The organism is Serratia sp. JUb9, from assembly GCF_014298095.1.
GTDB lineage: Bacteria > Pseudomonadota > Gammaproteobacteria > Enterobacterales > Enterobacteriaceae > Serratia_B > Serratia_B rhizosphaerae.
Genome location: NZ_CP060416.1, coordinates 4,965,941 through 4,985,884, shown reverse-complemented (window position 1 = coordinate 4,985,884; position 19,944 = coordinate 4,965,941). Strand labels below are relative to the sequence as shown.

Genomic DNA, 19,944 nt, shown 5'->3' with positions numbered 1-19,944 from the left:
GTTAGTGTTCTCTGTTATCGTCGGTTTTCGGCGGCACGGGATCATCGCCACCTGGGTTCAAAGGGTGGCATTTTAATACGCGTTTCACTGTCAACCAACTGCCTTTTATCATGCCGAACCTGCTTAATGCCTCAATTGCGTAATGAGAACATGTCGGCTGGAAGCGACAACGAGGCCCAAGCAGCGGACTGATGACGAGCTGATAGCCTCGCACCAGCCCGATCAGGATGCGGGAGCCTGGCGACAGTGGCGACGCCATAATTTTTCCAAAGCTTCCGTCAACGCGCGGTTATCCAGATCCGCTATCCCCTTTTTCGCCACCACGACAAAATCCATCGGCGGCAGCTCATGCTGACGTAAACGGAAGCTTTCGCGGGTTAGGCGTTTGATTCGGTTACGTTCATGGGCGCGTTTGACGTGTTTTTTGGCGACGGTAAGACCGATGCGGGGATGCCCCAGCTGGTTCAGGCGGCCGAGAATGGTGATTTGCGGCGTGCCGGCCCGTTGTGGCTGCTGGAAGACGAAAGTGAAATGAGTGGGAGTTAACAAACGTAACTCCCTGGGAAAAGCGAGCTTAACCACTCAGAGGGTTAGCTTTTATTACTTAGAAACAGACAGACGAGCACGGCCTTTCGCACGACGGCGGGCCAGAACTTGACGACCATTTTTAGTGGCCATACGAGCACGGAAACCGTGGCTACGGTTGCGCTTCAATACGGACGGTTGGAAAGTGCGTTTCATGGCGATTTCTACCTAAACTTAAATTGATTACTGATCAGTAAACGCGTTTGGCTACTCGGCGTGAAGACGACCGACGCCTCAATCGCAATACATAAAGAGGCGGGATTGTAATAATTGTACAGTCCTGAGTCAATTCACATTGCGTTAGCCTACCTGGTTGCTTGCCAATACGGCATAAAATCCGGCTTGGCCCGTGGTCAACGCAGAATCCCGTCTGGCGAATAACGCACCATGAAGGAACCAGGCATCACACGTAGGGCGAAGATTATACGGACTCAGGGTTAAATCGCAAGGATCCGCGCGCGATCCCGGTGATAAAGCGCAAGATCCGCAGGTGGATAACCGGGTATAACCTGTTACCGATGTAAAAAACGCACCCTGACAGACAATATAATGCGGTGAATGACCGGATTTTGTGGAAAAGATCGCCGCGCGCCGGGGTCTGTGGATAAAATGGATCTAATCTGTGAGGAAGGGGAGGATCTCTGGCTCCATTTGCGCTATGATCCGTTGTTCCGATCGCGATCTCCCATGCCGGGATCGTGGCCGGGCGACCCTGAAATTCGCCGCGCAGCCTCCGGGTGCGACGGTCATGTGGAAGGGATAAACCGTGAAAGGCGGTTCGCATGCCCCCAGGCGGTCAGCCGATACCGGGCCTGTGTCAAAAACCATGAGTTATAAAAAAGTAGCCCGATTCTTTTCTTTATTATTGATCTTGTTCGAGTGGAGTCCGCCGTGTCACTTTCGCTTTGGCAGCAGTGTCTTGCCCGATTGCAGGATGAGTTACCTGCCACAGAATTTAGTATGTGGATACGCCCCTTGCAGGCGGAACTGAGTGACAACACCTTGGCGCTGTATGCGCCCAATCGTTTCGTGCTGGACTGGGTACGAGATAAATACTTAAACAATATCAACGGACTGCTGAACGATTTCTGCGGTACGGACGCCCCTTTGCTGCGTTTTGAAGTCGGCAGCAAGCCCATCAGCCAAACCGTCAGCGAAGCGGTGGCCGAAAGCCGCAGCGCCCCTGCGGCGCCGGTGGCGCGCACGGCTGCGCCTTCACGGCCGAGCTGGGACAACGCGGCCCCGCAGCCGGAGCTGTCCTATCGCTCTAACGTCAATCCCAAGCACACGTTTGATAACTTCGTTGAAGGTAAGTCGAACCAGCTGGCGCGCGCGGCGGCGCGTCAGGTGGCGGACAACCCGGGCGGCGCCTATAACCCGCTGTTCCTGTACGGCGGCACCGGTCTGGGTAAAACTCACCTGCTGCACGCGGTGGGCAACGGCATTATGGCGCGCAAGGCCAATGCCAAAGTGGTCTATATGCACTCGGAGCGTTTTGTGCAGGACATGGTCAAAGCCCTGCAGAACAACGCGATCGAAGAGTTTAAGCGTTACTACCGCTCGGTTGACGCGCTGCTGATCGATGATATTCAATTTTTTGCCAATAAAGAGCGTTCGCAGGAAGAGTTCTTCCATACCTTTAATGCGCTGCTGGAAGGCAATCAACAGATTATCCTGACGTCGGACCGCTATCCGAAAGAGATCAACGGCGTGGAAGACCGCCTGAAGTCCCGCTTCGGCTGGGGTCTGACGGTGGCGATCGAACCGCCGGAGCTGGAAACGCGCGTCGCGATCCTGATGAAAAAGGCCGACGAGAACGACATTCGCCTGCCGGGCGAAGTGGCGTTTTTCATCGCCAAGCGCCTGCGTTCCAACGTGCGTGAGCTGGAAGGCGCGCTGAACCGCGTGATCGCTAACGCCAACTTTACCGGCCGCGCCATTACCATCGATTTCGTGCGTGAAGCGCTGCGCGATCTGCTGGCGCTGCAGGAAAAACTGGTCACCATCGACAACATTCAAAAGACGGTGGCGGAATACTATAAGATTAAAGTCGCGGATCTGCTGTCTAAACGGCGTTCGCGCTCCGTCGCCCGTCCGCGCCAAATGGCGATGGCGCTGGCGAAAGAGCTCACCAACCACAGCCTGCCAGAAATCGGCGATGCGTTTGGTGGCCGCGACCATACCACGGTGTTGCACGCCTGCCGGAAGATTGAGCAGTTGCGTGAGGAAAGTCACGACATCAAAGAAGATTTCTCCAACTTAATCAGAACATTATCTTCGTAGCGCTATGAAATTTATCGTCGAACGTGAGCATCTGCTAAAACCGTTGCAACAGGTGAGCAGCCCGCTGGGCGGCCGCCCAACGCTGCCGATTCTGGGTAACCTGCTGCTGCAGGTGACGGAAGGTTCCCTGTTGCTGACCGGTACCGATCTGGAGATGGAGATGGTGGCGCGCGTCGCCCTGTCCCAACCCCATGAGGCGGGCGCGACTACCGTCCCCGCGCGCAAATTCTTTGATATCTGCCGTGGTCTGCCGGAAGGCGCCGAGATCGCCGTGACCCTGGAAGGGGAGCGGATGCTGGTGCGCTCCGGGCGCAGCCGCTTCTCGCTGTCCACCCTGCCGGCGGCGGATTTCCCTAACCTGGACGACTGGCAAAGTGAGGTGGAGTTCACCCTGCCGCAGGCGACGCTCAAGCGGCTGATCGAAGCGACCCAGTTCTCCATGGCTCACCAGGACGTGCGCTATTACCTGAACGGCATGCTGTTTGAAACCGAGGGCGCGGAGCTGCGCACCGTGGCGACCGACGGCCACCGGCTGGCGGTCTGCGCGATGCCTATCGAGCAGCAGCTGCCGCTGCATTCGGTGATCGTGCCGCGTAAAGGGGTGATGGAGTTGGTGCGCCTGCTGGACGGCGGCGATACGCCGCTGCAGCTGCAGATCGGCAGCAACAATATCCGCGCCCACGTCGGCGACTTTATCTTCACTTCCAAGCTGGTTGACGGCCGCTTCCCGGATTATCGCCGCGTATTGCCGAAGAATCCGGATAAAACGCTGGAGGCCGGCTGCGATCTGCTGAAGCAGGCGTTCGCCCGGGCGGCCATCTTGTCGAACGAGAAGTTCCGCGGCGTGCGGCTGTATGTCAGCCATAACCAGCTGAAGATCACCGCCAATAACCCGGAACAGGAAGAAGCGGAAGAGATCCTCGACGTGGCGTATGAAGGCACCGAGATGGAGATCGGCTTCAACGTCAGCTACGTGCTGGACGTACTGAACGCGCTCAAGTGCGAAGAGGTGCGCCTGCTGCTGACCGACTCGGTATCCAGCGTGCAGATTGAAGACGCGGCGAGCCAGGCGGCGGCCTACGTTGTCATGCCAATGCGGTTGTGATCGACATCCGGGCTATCTTGCTTGCCATTTTACGTTTGGGCAGTGCTCGCAATCCTCACGTACTCGACGTACGCTCCGGTTGCTGCGCGCTGTCCGCACGTAAACTGCCTGCGCCGATAACGCCCTCACATTGAGCGTCATTTCCCGGTGATAGAATAGGCATGGCATTAACGCGTTTACTGATTAAAGATTTCCGCAATATTGAAGCGGCGGATCTGGCGCCGGCGCCGGGGTTTAATTTCCTGGTTGGCGCCAACGGCAGCGGCAAAACCAGCGTGCTGGAGGCGGTATACACCCTTGGCCACGGGCGCGCGTTTCGCAGCCTGCAGGCCGGACGGGTTATCCGCCACGAGCAATCGGAGTTTGTGCTGCACGGCCGCATAGACAACGGCGCGGAGCGTGAACTGTCGGTCGGGCTGAGCAAAAGCCGCCAGGGCGACAGCAAAGTGCGCATCGACGGCAGCGACGGCCACAAAGTGGCGGAACTAGCCCAGCTGTTGCCGATGCAGCTGATCACGCCGGAAGGTTTTACCCTGCTGAACGGCGGGCCGAAGTACCGGCGCGCTTTCCTTGACTGGGGCTGTTTCCATAACGAACCCGGTTTTTTCATCGCCTGGAGCAACCTGAAGCGGTTGCTGAAGCAGCGCAATGCCGCGCTGCGCCAGGTGAGCCGCTATGCGCAGATTCGCGCCTGGGATCAGGAACTGATCCCGCTGGCCGAGCGCATCAGCGAATGGCGGGCGGCTTACAGCGACGCAATCGCCGCGGATATCACCGCGACCTGCGCGCAGTTTCTGCCCGAGTTCGCCCTCAGTTTTTCGTTTCAACGCGGTTGGGACAAAGAAAGCAGCTATGGCGAACTGCTGGAGCGTCAGTTTGAACGCGACAGAGCATTGACCTATACCGCGTCGGGGCCGCATAAGGCGGATTTCCGCATTCGCGCCGACGGTACGCCGGTAGAGGATTTACTATCGCGCGGTCAGCTGAAACTGCTGATGTGCGCGTTGCGCTTGGCGCAGGGTGAGTTTCTCACCCGGCAGAGCGGGCGGCGTTGCCTGTATCTGATTGATGATTTTGCCTCCGAGCTGGACACCGGCCGTCGCCGGTTGCTGGCCGATCGCCTGAAAGCCACCCAGGCCCAGGTTTTTGTCAGCGCGGTGAGCGCTGAACAAGTAATCGACATGGCCGGTGAAAAGGGCAAGATGTTCCGCGTGGAACAAGGTAAAATAGAGGTTCAACCACAGGACTAAAATGAGCGAGAAACGTTGATGTCGAATTCTTATGACTCCTCAAGTATCAAGGTATTAAAAGGGCTGGATGCGGTGCGTAAGCGCCCGGGCATGTATATCGGCGATACCGATGACGGCACCGGTCTGCACCACATGGTATTCGAGGTTGTGGACAACGCTATCGACGAAGCACTCGCTGGCCACTGTAGTGATATTCAGGTCACCATCCATGCCGACAACTCCGTGTCGGTGCAGGATGACGGCCGTGGCATTCCGACCGGGATCCACCCGGAGGAAGGCGTTTCCGCCGCGCAGGTCATCATGACCGTACTGCACGCCGGCGGTAAGTTCGACGATAACTCTTACAAGGTTTCCGGCGGCCTGCACGGCGTGGGCGTCTCGGTGGTTAACGCCCTGTCCGAGAAGCTGGAGCTGACTATCCGCCGCGATGGCCAGGTGCACGAGCAAACCTACAGCCACGGCGAGCCGCAGGCGCCGCTGACCGTGGTCGGCGAGACCGAGCAGACCGGCACCATGGTGCGCTTCTGGCCGAGCCATCAGACCTTCACCAACGTGGTGGAGTTCGAGTACGACATCCTGGCAAAACGCCTGCGCGAACTGTCGTTCCTGAACTCCGGAGTTTCCATCCGTCTGAAAGACAAGCGCAGCGACAAAGAAGACCACTTCCACTATGAAGGCGGCATCAAGGCGTTTGTCGAGTACCTGAACAAGAACAAAACCCCGATCCACCCGAACGTGTTCTATTTCTCCACCGTGAAAGACGATATCGGGGTGGAAGTGGCGCTGCAGTGGAACGATGGTTTCCAGGAAAACATCTACTGCTTCACCAACAACATTCCGCAGCGCGACGGCGGCACCCACCTGGCGGGCTTCCGTGCGGCGATGACCCGTACGCTGAACGCCTATATGGACAAAGAAGGCTACAGCAAGAAGGCGAAGGTCAGCGCCACCGGCGACGATGCGCGTGAAGGCCTGATCGCCGTGGTTTCCGTGAAGGTGCCGGATCCGAAGTTCTCCTCCCAGACCAAAGACAAACTGGTCTCCTCCGAGGTGAAATCGGCGGTGGAACAGCAGATGAACGAACTGCTGAGCGAATACCTGCTGGAAAACCCGTCCGATGCGAAGATCGTCGTAGGTAAAATCATCGACGCGGCGCGCGCACGTGAAGCGGCGCGCAAGGCGCGTGAGATGACGCGTCGTAAAGGGGCGCTGGATCTGGCAGGCCTGCCGGGCAAGCTGGCGGACTGCCAGGAACGCGACCCGGCGCTGTCCGAACTGTACCTGGTGGAAGGGGACTCCGCGGGCGGCTCTGCCAAGCAGGGGCGTAATCGCAAGAACCAGGCGATTTTGCCGCTGAAAGGTAAAATCCTCAACGTGGAGAAAGCGCGTTTCGACAAGATGCTCTCTTCGCAGGAAGTGGCTACCCTGATCACCGCACTGGGCTGCGGCATCGGCCGCGACGAGTACAACCCGGACAAACTGCGTTACCACAGCATCATCATCATGACCGATGCCGACGTCGACGGCTCGCACATCCGTACGCTGCTGTTGACCTTCTTCTACCGTCAGATGCCGGAAATCATTGAGCGCGGCCACGTGTTCATTGCCCAGCCGCCGCTGTACAAAGTGAAGAAAGGCAAGCAGGAGCAGTACATCAAAGATGATGACGCGATGGACCAGTACCAAATCGCCATCGCGCTGGACGGCGCCACCCTGCACACTAACCCTGATGCGCCGGCGCTGTCGGGCGAAGCACTGGAAAAACTGGTGTCCGAGCACAACAGCGTGCAGAAGCTGATTGCGCGTATGGAGCGCCGCTACCCGCGCGCGCTGCTGAACAACCTGATCTACCAGCCGACGCTGGCGGAAGAGGACCTTGGCGACCGTGCGAAAGTGCAAGGCTGGATCGAAGCGCTGGCTAACCTGCTGAACGAAAAAGAGCAGCACGGCAGCAGCTACAGCTTTGAAATCTATGAAAACCGCGAACGTCAGCTGTTCGAGCCGGCGCTGCGCATCCGTACCCACGGCGTGGATACCGACTATCTGCTGGACTTCGACTTCATCCACGGCGGCGAATACCGCAAGATTTGCCAGCTGGGCGAGAAGCTGCGCGGCCTGATCGAAGAGGGCGCGTTTATCGAACGCGGCGAGCGTCGTCAGCCGGTCGACAGCTTCGAAAAAGCGCTGGAGTGGCTGGTGAAAGAGTCACGCCGCGGCCTGGCGGTTCAGCGCTATAAAGGTCTGGGCGAGATGAACGCCGAGCAGCTGTGGGAAACCACCATGGATCCGGAAAACCGCCGCATGCTGCGCGTCAGCGTCAAAGATGCGATCGCGGCGGACCAGTTGTTCACCACCCTGATGGGGGATGCGGTTGAACCTCGTCGCGCCTTTATCGAAGAGAACGCCCTGAAAGCGGCGAACATCGATATCTAAGCGTCGACAGCACGATAAAATCCGCGCCGGGCAACCTGCGCGGATTTTTTTTCGGCTTTTTTCACGCTGACAAGCCAGGCTGAAACGCGTTAGCATGACAAAAAACAGTGGGAGACTGCGCATGGCTATTGAACTGATTGCAATTGATATGGACGGCACGCTGCTCAATCCGCAGCACCAGATTACGCCGGCGGTAAAGCAGGCGATCGAGGCCGCGCGCCGCCAGGGAGTGCACGTGGTGCTGGCGACCGGGCGGCCTTACGTTGGCGTGCAGGACTATTTGCGTCAGCTGGATATTCAGGGAGCTAACGATTACTGCATTACCTATAATGGTGCGCTGGTGCTGCAGGCGGTCGACGGCGCCTGCGTCCTGCAGGAAACGCTGGGTTTTGAGGACTATCTATACTTCGAACAGCTGGCGCGCGAGCTGGGCGTCCACTTCCACGCGTTTGATTTCGACACGTTGTACACCCCGAATAAAGACATCGGCAAATATACCGTGCATGAGGCTTCTCTGACCGGTATCCCGCTGAAATACCGCAGCGTGGAAGAGATGGATCGCCAGATGCGTTTCCCGAAAGTGATGATGATCGATGAGCCGGCGCTGCTCGACGCGGCGATTGCGCGCATTCCCGCCGAAGCGCAGGCGCGCTATACGCTGCTGAAAAGCTCGCCGTACTATCTGGAGATTCTGCATAAGCAGGTGGATAAAGGCGCCGGGGTGAAAATGCTGGCCGAACATCTGGGCATCGCGCAGGCAAACGTGATGACATTGGGCGATCAGGCCAACGATACCGCGATGATCGAGTATGCCGGCGTCGGCGTGGCGATGGGCAATGCGATTGACGAACTGAAAGCGGTGGCGCAGTTTGTCACCAGCAGCAACGCCGAGGACGGCGTGGCGCGGGCGATCGAGAAGTTTGTACTCAATGCCTGACCAACCAGGGGCGCCGCGGCGCCCTTTACACGGCGGCTAACACCCCTTTCGCAATTTGTAGGTCCTGAATCGCCAGCCCGGTGAGATCGGCTACCGTGATCTGCTCTCGGCCGCTGCGGACTTTTCCACCTTGCGCCAACGCGGCGCCAAATTCGACGATCGGCGTCGATGTCAGCATATTTTGCCGGTAAGCCGCCGCTATTTCGCCATATTCCGCACACTGCGCCAGCGCATCAACCAACAGAATATCTGCCTTGGCCGTCAGCGCGGTCGCCAGCTCCTGTTTGCCGTCCGCGTCGGCGCCGACCGCGGTGATATGGGTGCCGGGGCGGATATCCGCCGCCTGCAAAATTGGCTCACGGCTTGGCGTGGTGGTGACGATCAGCCGGCAGTGTGTCGCCAGCTCTGCCGCATCCTGCGTAGTGCGCACCCGGAAGCCCTCGGCTTCGGCATCGTGGCGATAAGCCTCCAGCGCCTGCTGATTCCGGCCCCATACCCATAGGTCGCGGCAGTCGGTAACCGGCTTCAGATATTGCAGCTGCAGCCTTGCCTGCAAACCGGTGCCGAGGATGCCGATCGCCTGAATATCCGGCGGTGCGCAGAGTTCGGCGGCGATGCGTCCGGCCAGCGCGGTGCGCAACGCCGTCAGCCACCCCTCATCCAGCAGCAGCGCCTGCGGTTCACCGGTCAGGGCGGAAAATGCCATCATCAGCCCCTGGTTGCTGGGCAACCCGCGTTCAGCGTTGCGGTAGAAGCCGGTGGACACTTTGACGACGAATAACTCATCCCCCTCCAACCAGGCCGATTTGATACAGCCATCACCGGCCGCCTGTTCAAACAGGAAGTGCTGTACCGGCGGTTGCTGAACCCGGCGCTGCGAATAGGCGATAAAGCCCTGCTTCAGCAGCGCCGTGACGGCATCGGCATCGAAAGCGGCCAGGATTTGCTGCCGGTCAAGGATGCGCATGGTCGATGGCCTTCAGGTATTTCTCCAGCACGATATTTTTGCCGCACAGCACTACCGCGACCTTTTTCCCCTGCAGTTCCGGCGCCAGCTTTATGGCGGCGGCCAACGCCACGCCGGCCGCACCTTCGATAATCCAGCGCTCGCTGGCGGCCAGGGCGCGCATTGCCCGGCGGATTTCCGCTTCGCTGACCAGCACGCGCCGATCGATCAGGCGCTGGCACAGCGGGAAGGTGATAGCATCAGGTTCGACGCCACCGGCGGTGCCGTCAGACAGGGTCTCCTGCTCCTCGACCGGGTGGATATGGCCGGCCTCCAGCGCGCTGTACATGCTGGTGGCGTTCTCCGGCCAGCAGCCAATCAGCCGGGTTTTCGGCGACAAATGCTGCAGTACGCTGCCGATGCCTGCAATATACCCGCCGCCGCCGACCGCCACGAATACCGCATCCAGATCGCTAAGCTGTTCGACCAGCTCCATGCCGCAGGTGCCCTGACCGGCGATCACCTGTTCATCGTTATACGGGGAAATATACACCTTGCCCTGTTCGGCGGCGGCGCGCTCTCCGGCGATTTCCGCCTGCAGTGCATCGCCGGGCACCAGCGTCACATCGGCGCCGAGCGCGCGGATGGCGTCCAGTTTGACCGAGGCGGCGTTCTCCGGCGCATAAACCGTCACGCCGATACCCATCAGTTTACCCGCCTGCGCAATGGCCAGGCCGTGGTTGCCGCTGGAGGCGGCGATCACGCCGTTGCGGCGCTGGGCGTCGCTCAGCAGGCGCAGTTTGTTGCTGGCGCCGCGAAACTTGAAGGAGCCGGTTTGCTGCAAATGGTCGCACTTTAGCCACAGTTCACAGCCTAATTGCTGTGAAAGCAGGATGCTGTGCTCCAGCGGCGTGACGCGTACCTGTGGCCGCAACTGCCGGTGCGCGTCCTCAATGGCGGCGAATAAATCTGTCATACCGACTCCTTAATATTTTTCAGGTAGTTGTAAACCGTGGCGCGGCCGATACCGAGGATTTTCGCGACATAGCCGGCGGCATTTTTTCCCCGGAAGGCGCCCTGGTGATACAGCGCTTCCACCAGCGCCCGTCTGGCGGGGCCGCCCAGCGTCGACAGCGTTTGCTGATGCTGCTGCAGCCACTGGTGAATAAAGGTATTGATGCGTTCCTGCCAGTCGTCCTGGAACAGCACGGCGGGCTGTGGCTGGAGCGTGCTGCCGGACAGGAAAGTCTCCAGCGCCGCTTTGGCGCTGCTGAGCACCGTAATATCCAGATTGATGCACATCAGGCCGATCGGGCGCTGGTTGTCGTCACGCAGCACTGCGCTGATAGAGCGCATTTGGCCGCCGTCCCAGTTGTGCTTCTGATAGGGGCCGAGCACCTGCAGATCCAGGTTGTCCTGCAGGTCGTTCAGGTTGGAATCTTCGCCCAGTTCACGCTGCGAACGGTTATTGGCGATATACACCAGCTTCTGACTGGCCAGATCGTGGATCGCTACTTCGGCATAGGGGGTAAACAGCAGCGCGATGGCATCGGCGATGGCGTGATAGCGGTTCAACATGGGCGGAGGCATTCCGAATAGACTTAAAAGTCTACATTGTACTTTTTATTCCAATTTGTAAAACAAAATTGATGTCAGGTGATTGCCGTGTTTGTTTTGTGACCCAGATTGTAGTACGAGATTTATTAATGGTACTACAATCATGGGGTAGGTAACGGTGAGTCAATAAAGATTGTGCTGCAATCACAGGTATTACCAACGCTGGCGGAGTAAAGTTAAAGCCTGTCCAGCAGGTGAACACAGTGGGGAAACCATGAAGCAGCAGATCGGTAAAACTGACCGCATCATTATTGAGATTGGCCGGCAGATCGTCGGCGGTAAGTATGTTCCTGGTGCAGCGCTGCCGTCAGAAGCGGAGCTGTGTGAAGAGTTTGCTACTTCGCGCAATATCATCCGCGAAGTGTTACGGGCGTTAATGGCCAAACGGCTGGTGGAGATGAAGCGATACCGCGGTGCCTTCGTCACCCTGCGTAATCAGTGGAACTATCTGGATACCGATGTCCTGAACTGGGCGCTGGAGCAGGATTATGATCCGCGCCTGATTGCGGCAATGAGCGAGGTACGCAACCTGGTGGAGCCGACCATCGCCCGCTGGGCGGCGGAGCGTGCCACGTCCAGCGAGTTGGCGGTGATAGAGGCGGCATTGAACGACATGCTCGCCCATCACCAGCAGCGCGAGTTGTTTAATGAGGCGGATATTCGCTACCACGAAGCGGTGTTGGCGTCGGTGCATAACCCGGTATTGCAACAGCTCAGTGTGGCGATAAGTTCACTGCAGCGCGCAGTGTTTGAGCGTACTTATATGCCGGATGAGGACAATATGCCGCGCACGCTGCGTGAGCATCAGGATCTGTATGACGCGATACGTCATCAGGATGCGGATGCGGCAGAGCGCGCTGCGCTGACGATGATCGCCAGTTCGACAAAAAGGTTAAAGGACATGCTATGAGTGACAGCTTTATCGCGATTGACTGGGGTTCCACCAACTTGCGCGCCTGGCGTTATGAACGGGGCGTATGCGTCGACAGCGTGCAGTCCGAAGCCGGAGTCACCCGCCTCGGTGAGCGTTTGCCGCAGCAGGTATTTGGCGAGCTGATGGCCCGTTGGGCGGAGCCGCTGCCGGTGGTGATGGCGGGGATGATTGGCAGCAATGCCGGCTGGATTCAGGCGCCGTATTTGTCTTGTCCGACCCGCCTGACCGGCATCGCCGCCCAGTTGACCACGATAGAGCAAGCCGCGCCGTATCACGCCTGGATTATCCCGGGGATATGCGTTGCTAACGAAGATAACTGTAATGTGATGCGCGGCGAGGAAACACAGCTGGTCGGCGCCTATGCCGCGCGGCCGTCGCCGCTGTACGTCATGCCGGGTACTCACAGCAAATGGGTGCGGATGGACGGGGATGCGCTGGTGGATTTTCGCACCGTGATGACCGGCGAACTGCACCATTTACTGCTGGCCCATTCACTGGTTGGCGCCGGCCTGGGCGAACAGCTGAGTGATGAACGGGCGTTTGAACGCGGGTTGGCGATAGGGCTGAGCGAACGGCATATCGTCCGTCGGCTGTTTGAAACCCGCGCTGCCCATTTGCTTGGCAAGTTGGAAAAGAGCGCGGTCAGCGACTGGCTGTCCGGCCTGCTGATCGGCAATGAAGTGGCGCAGATGCAGCAGGAATTTGCGTTACCGGCGCAGGATGCGTTAACGGTAATCGGCAACCCAAAACTGACGGCGCGTTATGCCCGGGCGCTGAGCATGGCTGGCATGGCTCACAGCGTATTGGATGGCGATGACGTTTTTCAATTAGGCATCAGGAGCATAGTCAATGAGTTGGAATACTAAATTGCCGTTGATCGCTATTCTGCGCGGCATCACGCGGCCGGAGGCAGGTGAACATATAGAGGCGCTGCTGGCAGCGGGTTTTGATGCGATAGAAATCCCGCTGAACTCGCCGGAGTGGGAGGAGAGCATCGGTGATGCGGCGCAGCGTTTTGGCGATCGCGCGTTGATTGGCGCCGGCACGGTATTGCAGACGCAGCAGGTAGAACGCCTGGCGACACTGGGCAGCCGGCTGGTGGTGACGCCCAATACGCAACCGGCGGTTATCAGCCGTGCGGTTGCGCTGGGCATGACGGTGTGCGCCGGCTGTGCGACGGCGACCGAAGCATTCAACGCGCTGGACGCCGGTGCGCAAGCGTTGAAAATTTTTCCGTCCATGTCGTTCGGCCCGTCTTATATCAAAGCGCTGAAGGCCGTATTGCCGCCGCAGGTGCCGGTCTTCGCCGTTGGCGGCATCACGCCGGAAAACGTGCACCAGTATTTGGCCGCAGGTTGTGTTGGCGCAGGATTAGGCAGCGATTTATATCGCGCCGGTCAGCCGCCGGAACGTACCGCGCAGCGGGCCGCTGCTTTTGTCCAAGCCTATAAGGAAGCCACATCATGAAAATCACCAAACTGACCACCTATCGGCTGCCACCGCGCTGGATGTTCCTGAAAGTAGAAACCGATGAAGGCATTATCGGCTGGGGCGAGCCGGTAATTGAAGGACGGGCGCGCAGCGTTGAAGCCGCAGTGCATGAGCTGTCCGAATACGTGGTTGGGCAGGATCCGGCACGCATCAATGATATTTGGCAAACGCTGTATCGCGGGGGTTTTTATCGCGGCGGGCCGGTGCTGATGAGCGCGATCGCCGGCATCGACCAGGCATTGTGGGATATCAAAGGCAAAGCGCTGGGGGTGCCGGTGTACCAGCTGTTAGGGGGGTTGGTGCGTGATAAAATCAAAGCGTATAGCTGGGTCGGTGGCGATCGGCCGGCAGAGGTGATCGCCGGCATAGAAAAACTGACGCAGATTGGCTTCGACACTTTCAAGCTGAACGGCTGCGAAGAGATGGGCATCATTGATAGCTCGCGCAAAATCGATGCCGCGGTGGCGGTGGTGGCACAGATTCGCGAAGCGTTTGGCAACAAGATTGAGTTTGGCCTCGATTTTCACGGCCGTGTCGCTGCGCCTATGGCGAAGGTCTTAATTAAAGAGCTGGAGCCTTACCGTCCGCTGTTTATTGAAGAGCCGGTATTGGCGGAGCAGGCCGAATATTACCCGCGTCTGGCGGCGCAAACCCATATTCCTATCGCCGCGGGGGAGCGTATGTATTCACGCTTTGATTTTAAACGCATCCTGGCTGATGGCGGCCTAGCGATCGTGCAGCCGGATCTTTCACATGCGGGCGGCATCACCGAATGTTTTAAGATTGCGGCGATGGCGGAATCTTACGACGTATCGTTAGCGCCGCACTGTCCGCTGGGGCCGATCGCGCTGGCTTCTTGCCTGCACGTTGACTTTGTGGCGCGCAACGCGGTGTTCCAGGAACAGAGTATGGGGATTCACTATAACCAGGGGGCGGAACTGTTGGATTACGTGCTTAACAAGGATGATTTCGCCATGGACGACGGCCATTTCTATCCGCCGTGTAAACCAGGGTTAGGGGTTGAGGTGAACGAAGAGCTGGTGGTTGAACGCAGCAAACAGGCTGCCGACTGGCGCAATCCGATCTGGCGCCATGCCGATGGTGCCGTTGCTGAATGGTAAGCGTGCGTTAGTCAAAATAATCAAACCTAATAGGAAAGTATATATATTAAACAGCGCCCGGCTGAGGGGGTTTCCTGGCCGGGTGCACACCTGCAAATAGATAGCTCGGGGGTAAGTGATGAATAACGATCTGTACTCCTCAACCATCAATAAAATGAATGTCAGGATCATTCCTTTTATTATGGTTCTGTATTTAATTGCTTATATCGATCGATCTAATATTTCGGTGGCGGCGTTACAGATGAATGCCGATTTGGCCATGACGGCCGAAATGTACGGTATTGCCGCCGGTATATTTTATATTTCCTATATTATATTTGAAGTTCCGAGCAATGTTATCCTGACCCGTGTTGGCGCAAAACTCTGGATTGCGCGGATTATGGTCACCTGGGGCGTTATCGCGGCCGGCATGAGCCTGGTGCAAACGCCGATGCAGCTGTACATCATGCGTTTCCTGCTGGGCGTCGCCGAAGCCGGCTTTACTCCCGGCATTATTTATTATCTCTCCTGTTGGTATCCGCGCAGCGAGCGTGCACGCGCTATGTCCCTGTTTTATATCGGCGCGGCGCTGGCTTCGGTGATCGGTTTGCCCCTTTCCGGCTCTATTCTCAATCTGCACGGTCTTTTCGGTATTGAAGGCTGGCGTTGGTTATTCCTGTTGGAAGGCATCCCGGCGTTTATGCTGGGGATCGTGGTGTATTTCTATCTGGATGATGCGCCGGAAAAAGCGCGTTGGCTAACTACGGCACAGCGTAGCTGGCTGAGTGAGCAACTGGCCAGTGAAAATGCGCAGACGGCGATCGGTCATCATCATGACTGGCGCACAGCGTTGAAAACCCGGCGCGTCTGGGTGCTGAGCCTGTTATGGCTGCTGCAGGCGTTCGGCACCATTGGCATCACCCTGTTTCTCCCGCTGATCGTGAAAGGTGTGGCGGCGCAGCAGAGCAATTTTATGGTCAGTGTGCTGTCCGCCGTCCCGTTTCTGTTCGCCTGTATTTTTATGTATGTGAATGGCCGCCATTCCGATCTGACCAAGGAGCGCGCCTGGCATCTCGGTTTGCCACTGATGGTCGCTGGTGCGCTGCTGTTGCTGGCGATCTACAGCCAGAATCTGCTGCTGGCGTACGTGTTGCTGGTATTGACCGTTGGCCTTAACTGGGCCATTACGCCTATTTTCTGGGCGGTGACTACCGAAACCGTCGTGGGTGCTGCCGGCGCCGCCTCTATTGCGTTGATTAATGCCGTAGCGAATATTGCCGGCCTGATTTTCCCTCCGGTAATGGGAAGAATAAAAGATGTGACCGATAGCTATAACAGTGCGCTGATTATTGTCGCTCTGGCATTAATTATTGGTGGTGCCATCGGTTTGAAAATTGGCCGGAAAAACATGTCATCCGTTGCTAAAAAAGAAACCAGTATTTCCTCTCGTTACTAGTATTTATCCGGCGAAATCGTACCCTACACACGTATTTCGCCATTATTAAAATCCGAAAAATAACGGAATACGATAATGGAAATGACATTAACCGCAACACCAAAAACCAAGCGTCGCTACCTGACATTATTAATGATATTTGTCACCGTGGTGATTTGTTATGTCGATCGCGCCAATTTAGCGGTGGCGTCGGCGCATATTCAGCAGGAGTTTGGCATCAACAAGGCGCAGATGGGCTATATCTTTTCTGCCTTTGCCTGGACGTACACGCTGTGCCAAATCCCCGGCGGCTGGTTCCTCGATCGCTTAGGTTCCAAACTGACCTACTTTATCGCCATTATGGGTTGGTCGATTGCGACATTGCTGCAGGGGTTCGCCAACGGGTTAAGCGCGTTGATCGGCTTACGGGCGGTCACCGGGCTGTTTGAAGCGCCGGCATTTCCGACGAACAACCGTATTGTGACCAGCTGGTTCCCGGAACAGGAACGTGCATCGGCCGTCGGTTTTTATACTTCCGGCCAGTTTGTCGGTCTGGCGTTTTTAACGCCGCTGTTGATTTGGGTGCAGGAGCTGCTGAGCTGGCACTGGGTGTTTATTATCACCGGAGGCGTCGGCATCGTCTGGGCGCTGATTTGGCACTTCGCGTATCAGTCGCCGCGGAAAAGCAAAGGCGTGAATGAAGCGGAGCTGGCGTATATCCAGGCCGGCGGCGGCATGGTGGACGGCGATGTTCCCGATGAGAAAAAGGCGCGTGTCGCCCTGACAGCGGCGGACTGGAAGTTGGTGTTCCACCGCAAGCTGTTGGGGGTATACATCGGCCAGTTTGCCATTACCTCGACCCTGTGGTTTTTCCTCACCTGGTTCCCTAACTACCTGACGCAAGAAAAACACATTGCTGCGCTGACCGCCGGCTTTATGACCACCGTACCATTTTTGGCGGCATTTTTCGGCGTACTACTGTCAGGATTTGTCGCCGATCGCTTGCTGCGTAGCGGGAAATCAATAGGTTTTGCACGTAAAACGCCGATCATCTGTGGGCTGCTGCTCTCTACCTGCATCATGGGCGCGAACTACACCGACGATCCGTTCTGGATTATGGTGCTGATGGCGCTGGCGTTCTTTGGTAATGGTTTTGCCTCGATAACCTGGTCGCTAGTGTCATCGTTAGCGCCGGTGCGCCTGATTGGCCTGACCGGCGGTTTGTTTAACTTTGTTGGCGGATTAGGCGGAATTACCGTACCGCTGGTAGTCGGCTATCTGGCACAGGACTACGGCTTCGCCCCGTCGCTGATTTATATTTCCGCCGTGGCGCTGATTGGCGCATTGTCCTATTTGTTGCTGGTGGGCGATGTGAAACGGGTAGGTTAATCCGCTAAACTGGCGGCTCAATGCCAGCATGCGCAGGGGAGCCGCCATGAGTCAACGGGACACACAGCTTACGTTCGATCAACGGGGCCATCAGTTAACCAATATCAACGTCTGGACGCCGTGCAGCCAGTGGCTGGCGTATGACGTGCGCCCGAGCGGCGCATCGTTTACCGGGCTGACCATCGAGCGGGTCAACGTAGCCAGCGGCGAAGTGCAGGTGGTGTACCGCGCCGAGCATGGCGCGCACGTCGGCGTGGTGACCGTCAGCCCGGACGCGCCGGCGCGCTATGCGTTTATCCACGGGCCGGAGCACCCGGACAGCCACTGGCATTATGATTTTCATCACCGTCGCGGCGTGATAGTCAGCGAGCCGGACCGCGAACTGGCGGTGACGCTCGACGCGTTGGATATCACCGCCCCCTACACGCCGGGCGCGCTGCGCGGCGGCAGCCATGTTCATGTGTTCAGCCCCGACGGCAGCCGGCTCAGTTTTACCTATAACGATCACGTGATGCATGAGCGCGATCCGGCGCTGGACCTGCGCAACGTCGGCGTCGCGCTGCCGCTGCGCGGCGTTAATCCGCCGAAACAGCATCCGCGCGAATATGACGGCAGCCACTTCTGCGTGCTGGTCAGCCGCACCACGCCGCAGCCGGGTCCGGGAAGCGATGAGATTAACCGGGCGTATGAAGAGGGGTGGGTCGGTAATCACGGCTACCTGAAGCCGGACGGCAGCCGGCAGCGCTGGGCGCTGGCGTTTATCGGCGACACGCTGGCGGAAAACGGTGAAAAACTGCCGGAAGTGTTTATCGTCGACCTGCCGGAAAACGACGCCGACTATGCAAAGGCCGGCGATGAGCCGCTGCAGGGCAGCGAAGGTCGCCTGCCGGCACCGCCGCGCGGCGTGCGACAGCGGCGGCTGACCTTTACCGGCGAACGGCGCAACCCCGGCGTGGCGACAGCGCCGCGCCACTGGCTGCGCAGCGCGCCGGACGGCAGTCAGATCGCTTTTTTGATGAAAGATGATAACGGCGTGGCGCAGCTGTGGACGGTTTCTCCCAACGGCGGGGCGCCGCGGCAGGTGACGCAGGGCAAACATGCGGTGCAGTCGGCGTTTAGCTGGCACCCGCAGGGCGGGCATGTTGCGCTGGTCTGTGATAACAGCGTGATGTTGTGCAATATGGCGACCGGCGCGCTGCGTCGCCTGACGCCGCGTAGCGAGCAGCCGCCCAGCGGCGATGCGGTGGTGTTTTCTCCCGATGGCAAACGGGTGGCGTTTATGCGGGACGTGGCGGGCTTTAGCCAGATATTTATCGTCGAGGTCTAGCAAAGAGGGCGGGTCGGCGTGCGACCCGTATCACGTCAGTGTGTGACGGGGCCTTGTCCCGGGTTGCCGGTAGAGGCCAGATTCTGCTGCTCGCTGCGCAGAATGCGCTCTCTTGGCGAGTCGGCAGTTTTGTCGCTGTCGGCACGCAGGTAGTCGTAAGGCAGCAACACGGTATCCATTACCGCAGAGAAAGGCAGATCCAGCGCCACCAGCGGCTTCATTGCCCAGCCGGTCTCATTGTCTTTCAACATGTTCATACTGGCGCGCGTGCCGGGATAGTAGCCCATATCGGGGCCGCTGTGGCTCATTACGCTGGAGCAACCGCTGGTCGCCAACAGCAGGCAACTGGTCGCCATCAATCTTTTCATCATCATTTCCATCCTGAAGGGTGCTGTTCCCCTGAATTGCTGATTTATCACATCCGGCAGATGCTTTTAAAGGAGCAAAACGCCGCTCTGTGGCGGTTATCTCACTCTTTATTGTATGTGATAAAAAAACTTTCGCTGCCTTCATTGGCAATTTTTTATCTTGGGCGCTTGAAAGGGAAAAAGCAAACCCCATTTAATCTACAAGGCCAAATTAAGAATTCGCCGTCAGGGAATTCCGGTCGTTGCGTCTGTCCATGATGGAAGACCTGTTTTTTAAACCTCGCTAAAGTGCCTTAGGAGGCTATGTTATGCGCAGTTTCGATTTGTCCCCGCTCTACCGTTCCGCAATTGGTTTTGACCGTTTATTTAACGCGCTAGAAGCCGGGCAGAGTCAGGGAAATGGTTATCCTCCCTACAATGTTGAGCTGGTTGACGAGAATCATTATCGCATTGCCATTGCGGTTGCCGGCTTTACCGAGCAAGAACTGGAGATCACCTCGCACGATAATCTGCTGACGGTGCGCGGCGCACACAGCGGCGAGGCGACAGAAAAAACCTATCTGTATCAGGGGATTGCTGAAAGAAACTTCGAGCGTAAATTCCAGCTTGCCGAACATATCCATATTAAAGGCGCCAAACTGGAACATGGTTTGTTGTATATCGATATGCAACGCATCGTGCCGGAAACGTTAAAACCGCGCCGTATCGAAATTAAATGATTGTTATTATTTCCGCTGATTAATT

Annotated in this window: 20 protein-coding genes; 13 read left to right on the top strand and 7 right to left on the bottom strand. The window is 57.7% G+C overall.

The window, feature by feature from the left end; translation table 11 throughout:
- Position 1 precedes the first annotated feature (1 nt).
- From yidD to rpmH, 3 genes are read right to left on the bottom strand one after another with little or no spacing between them, the layout of a single operon-like run.
- Entirely contained in the window at positions 2–259 is a 258-nt protein-coding gene (yidD, locus tag HF675_RS23445; protein ID WP_105233167.1) for a membrane protein insertion efficiency factor YidD, read from the bottom strand.
- The gene (gene rnpA, locus HF675_RS23440) at positions 223–582 is read right to left on the bottom strand and encodes a ribonuclease P protein component (RefSeq protein WP_105233168.1); all 360 of its coding nucleotides are present in this window, start codon (positions 580–582) and stop codon (positions 223–225) included. Before rnpA ends, yidD begins: the two co-directional genes overlap by 37 nt.
- A gap of 18 nt (positions 583–600) precedes the next feature.
- On the bottom strand, positions 601–741 hold the full coding sequence (rpmH, locus tag HF675_RS23435; RefSeq protein WP_015842368.1) for a 50S ribosomal protein L34: 141 nt from the start codon (positions 739–741) through the stop codon (positions 601–603).
- 735 nt (positions 742–1,476) lie between these two features.
- Here rpmH and dnaA point away from each other — a divergent pair.
- The 5 genes from dnaA (at position 1,477) to yidA (ending at position 8,593) form a co-directional block, all read left to right on the top strand.
- Complete coding sequence (dnaA, locus tag HF675_RS23430) at positions 1,477–2,868, top strand: chromosomal replication initiator protein DnaA (RefSeq protein WP_105229200.1); 1,392 nt, start codon at positions 1,477–1,479, stop codon at positions 2,866–2,868.
- A 4-nt stretch (positions 2,869–2,872) separates the two neighbouring features.
- Positions 2,873–3,973: a DNA polymerase III subunit beta gene (gene dnaN, locus HF675_RS23425; protein ID WP_015344002.1), complete on the top strand. Its 1,101-nt coding sequence runs from the start codon at positions 2,873–2,875 to the stop codon at positions 3,971–3,973.
- A 161-nt stretch (positions 3,974–4,134) separates the two neighbouring features.
- A complete protein-coding gene (gene recF, locus HF675_RS23420) occupies positions 4,135–5,223 on the top strand; it encodes a DNA replication/repair protein RecF (protein ID WP_187043861.1) in 1,089 nt (362 codons plus the stop codon).
- Between the two features lie 18 nt (positions 5,224–5,241).
- Positions 5,242–7,656: a DNA topoisomerase (ATP-hydrolyzing) subunit B gene (gene gyrB, locus HF675_RS23415; RefSeq protein ID WP_105229202.1), complete on the top strand. Its 2,415-nt coding sequence runs from the start codon at positions 5,242–5,244 to the stop codon at positions 7,654–7,656.
- Between the two features lie 121 nt (positions 7,657–7,777).
- Positions 7,778–8,593, top strand: coding sequence for a sugar-phosphatase (gene yidA / locus HF675_RS23410; protein WP_105229203.1), 816 nt, complete (start codon positions 7,778–7,780; stop codon positions 8,591–8,593).
- 25 nt (positions 8,594–8,618) lie between these two features.
- Here yidA and HF675_RS23405 read toward each other — a convergent pair whose 3' ends face one another.
- The 3 genes from HF675_RS23405 to HF675_RS23395 are packed head-to-tail and all read right to left on the bottom strand — an operon-like array spanning position 8,619 to position 11,117.
- Positions 8,619–9,560, bottom strand: coding sequence for an ornithine cyclodeaminase family protein (locus tag HF675_RS23405; RefSeq protein ID WP_105229204.1), 942 nt, complete (start codon positions 9,558–9,560; stop codon positions 8,619–8,621).
- Entirely contained in the window at positions 9,547–10,515 is a 969-nt protein-coding gene (locus HF675_RS23400) for a threonine/serine dehydratase (protein WP_111736161.1), read from the bottom strand. The genes HF675_RS23405 and HF675_RS23400 overlap by 14 nt, the downstream gene beginning before the upstream one ends.
- The gene (locus tag HF675_RS23395; protein ID WP_105229206.1) at positions 10,512–11,117 is read right to left on the bottom strand and encodes a transcriptional regulator; all 606 of its coding nucleotides are present in this window, start codon (positions 11,115–11,117) and stop codon (positions 10,512–10,514) included. Before HF675_RS23395 ends, HF675_RS23400 begins: the two co-directional genes overlap by 4 nt.
- Before the next feature lie 253 nt (positions 11,118–11,370).
- Between HF675_RS23395 and dgoR the strand changes: the two genes are divergently transcribed.
- The 7 genes from dgoR to HF675_RS23360 all read left to right on the top strand — a co-directional run bounded on the left by dgoR (position 11,371) and on the right by HF675_RS23360 (position 18,832).
- Positions 11,371–12,066: a D-galactonate utilization transcriptional regulator DgoR gene (gene dgoR / locus HF675_RS23390; protein WP_160029318.1), complete on the top strand. Its 696-nt coding sequence runs from the start codon at positions 11,371–11,373 to the stop codon at positions 12,064–12,066.
- Positions 12,063–12,956: a 2-dehydro-3-deoxygalactonokinase gene (locus HF675_RS23385; RefSeq protein WP_105229208.1), complete on the top strand. Its 894-nt coding sequence runs from the start codon at positions 12,063–12,065 to the stop codon at positions 12,954–12,956. Before dgoR ends, HF675_RS23385 begins: the two co-directional genes overlap by 4 nt.
- Positions 12,940–13,557: a 2-dehydro-3-deoxy-6-phosphogalactonate aldolase gene (locus HF675_RS23380; protein WP_105229209.1), complete on the top strand. Its 618-nt coding sequence runs from the start codon at positions 12,940–12,942 to the stop codon at positions 13,555–13,557. Before HF675_RS23385 ends, HF675_RS23380 begins: the two co-directional genes overlap by 17 nt.
- The gene (gene dgoD / locus HF675_RS23375) at positions 13,554–14,702 is read left to right on the top strand and encodes a galactonate dehydratase (protein WP_111736164.1); all 1,149 of its coding nucleotides are present in this window, start codon (positions 13,554–13,556) and stop codon (positions 14,700–14,702) included. Before HF675_RS23380 ends, dgoD begins: the two co-directional genes overlap by 4 nt.
- A gap of 118 nt (positions 14,703–14,820) precedes the next feature.
- Positions 14,821–16,137: an MFS transporter gene (locus HF675_RS23370; protein ID WP_187043860.1), complete on the top strand. Its 1,317-nt coding sequence runs from the start codon at positions 14,821–14,823 to the stop codon at positions 16,135–16,137.
- Between the two features lie 75 nt (positions 16,138–16,212).
- Positions 16,213–17,505: an MFS transporter gene (locus HF675_RS23365; protein WP_105229212.1), complete on the top strand. Its 1,293-nt coding sequence runs from the start codon at positions 16,213–16,215 to the stop codon at positions 17,503–17,505.
- Between the two features lie 46 nt (positions 17,506–17,551).
- A complete protein-coding gene (locus HF675_RS23360; protein WP_187043859.1) occupies positions 17,552–18,832 on the top strand; it encodes a DUF3748 domain-containing protein in 1,281 nt (426 codons plus the stop codon).
- A 35-nt stretch (positions 18,833–18,867) separates the two neighbouring features.
- On the opposite strand, the gene HF675_RS23355 is transcribed toward HF675_RS23360, so the two are convergent.
- On the bottom strand, positions 18,868–19,206 hold the full coding sequence (locus tag HF675_RS23355) for a YceK/YidQ family lipoprotein (RefSeq protein WP_105233170.1): 339 nt from the start codon (positions 19,204–19,206) through the stop codon (positions 18,868–18,870).
- Between the two features lie 302 nt (positions 19,207–19,508).
- On the opposite strand from HF675_RS23355, the gene ibpA reads away from it, so the two are divergent.
- On the top strand, positions 19,509–19,919 hold the full coding sequence (gene ibpA / locus HF675_RS23350; RefSeq protein ID WP_105229214.1) for a small heat shock chaperone IbpA: 411 nt from the start codon (positions 19,509–19,511) through the stop codon (positions 19,917–19,919).
- Positions 19,920–19,944: the final 25 nt, after the last annotated feature.

Coding starts and splice junctions, on each gene's coding strand:
- yidD (WP_105233167.1), bottom strand. CDS start 259: ATGGCGTCGCCACTGTCGCCAGGCTCCCGCATCCTGATCGGGCTGGTG.
- rpmH (WP_015842368.1), bottom strand. CDS start 741: ATGAAACGCACTTTCCAACCGTCCGTATTGAAGCGCAACCGTAGCCAC.
- dnaN (WP_015344002.1), top strand. CDS start 2,873: ATGAAATTTATCGTCGAACGTGAGCATCTGCTAAAACCGTTGCAACAG.
- recF (WP_187043861.1), top strand. CDS start 4,135: ATGGCATTAACGCGTTTACTGATTAAAGATTTCCGCAATATTGAAGCG.
- gyrB (WP_105229202.1), top strand. CDS start 5,242: ATGTCGAATTCTTATGACTCCTCAAGTATCAAGGTATTAAAAGGGCTG.
- yidA (WP_105229203.1), top strand. CDS start 7,778: ATGGCTATTGAACTGATTGCAATTGATATGGACGGCACGCTGCTCAAT.
- HF675_RS23405 (WP_105229204.1), bottom strand. CDS start 9,560: ATGCGCATCCTTGACCGGCAGCAAATCCTGGCCGCTTTCGATGCCGAT.
- HF675_RS23400 (WP_111736161.1), bottom strand. CDS start 10,515: ATGACAGATTTATTCGCCGCCATTGAGGACGCGCACCGGCAGTTGCGG.
- HF675_RS23395 (WP_105229206.1), bottom strand. CDS start 11,117: ATGTTGAACCGCTATCACGCCATCGCCGATGCCATCGCGCTGCTGTTT.
- dgoR (WP_160029318.1), top strand. CDS start 11,371: ATGAAGCAGCAGATCGGTAAAACTGACCGCATCATTATTGAGATTGGC.
- HF675_RS23385 (WP_105229208.1), top strand. CDS start 12,063: ATGAGTGACAGCTTTATCGCGATTGACTGGGGTTCCACCAACTTGCGC.
- HF675_RS23380 (WP_105229209.1), top strand. CDS start 12,940: ATGAGTTGGAATACTAAATTGCCGTTGATCGCTATTCTGCGCGGCATC.
- dgoD (WP_111736164.1), top strand. CDS start 13,554: ATGAAAATCACCAAACTGACCACCTATCGGCTGCCACCGCGCTGGATG.
- HF675_RS23370 (WP_187043860.1), top strand. CDS start 14,821: ATGAATAACGATCTGTACTCCTCAACCATCAATAAAATGAATGTCAGG.
- HF675_RS23365 (WP_105229212.1), top strand. CDS start 16,213: ATGGAAATGACATTAACCGCAACACCAAAAACCAAGCGTCGCTACCTG.
- HF675_RS23360 (WP_187043859.1), top strand. CDS start 17,552: ATGAGTCAACGGGACACACAGCTTACGTTCGATCAACGGGGCCATCAG.
- HF675_RS23355 (WP_105233170.1), bottom strand. CDS start 19,206: ATGATGATGAAAAGATTGATGGCGACCAGTTGCCTGCTGTTGGCGACC.
- ibpA (WP_105229214.1), top strand. CDS start 19,509: ATGCGCAGTTTCGATTTGTCCCCGCTCTACCGTTCCGCAATTGGTTTT.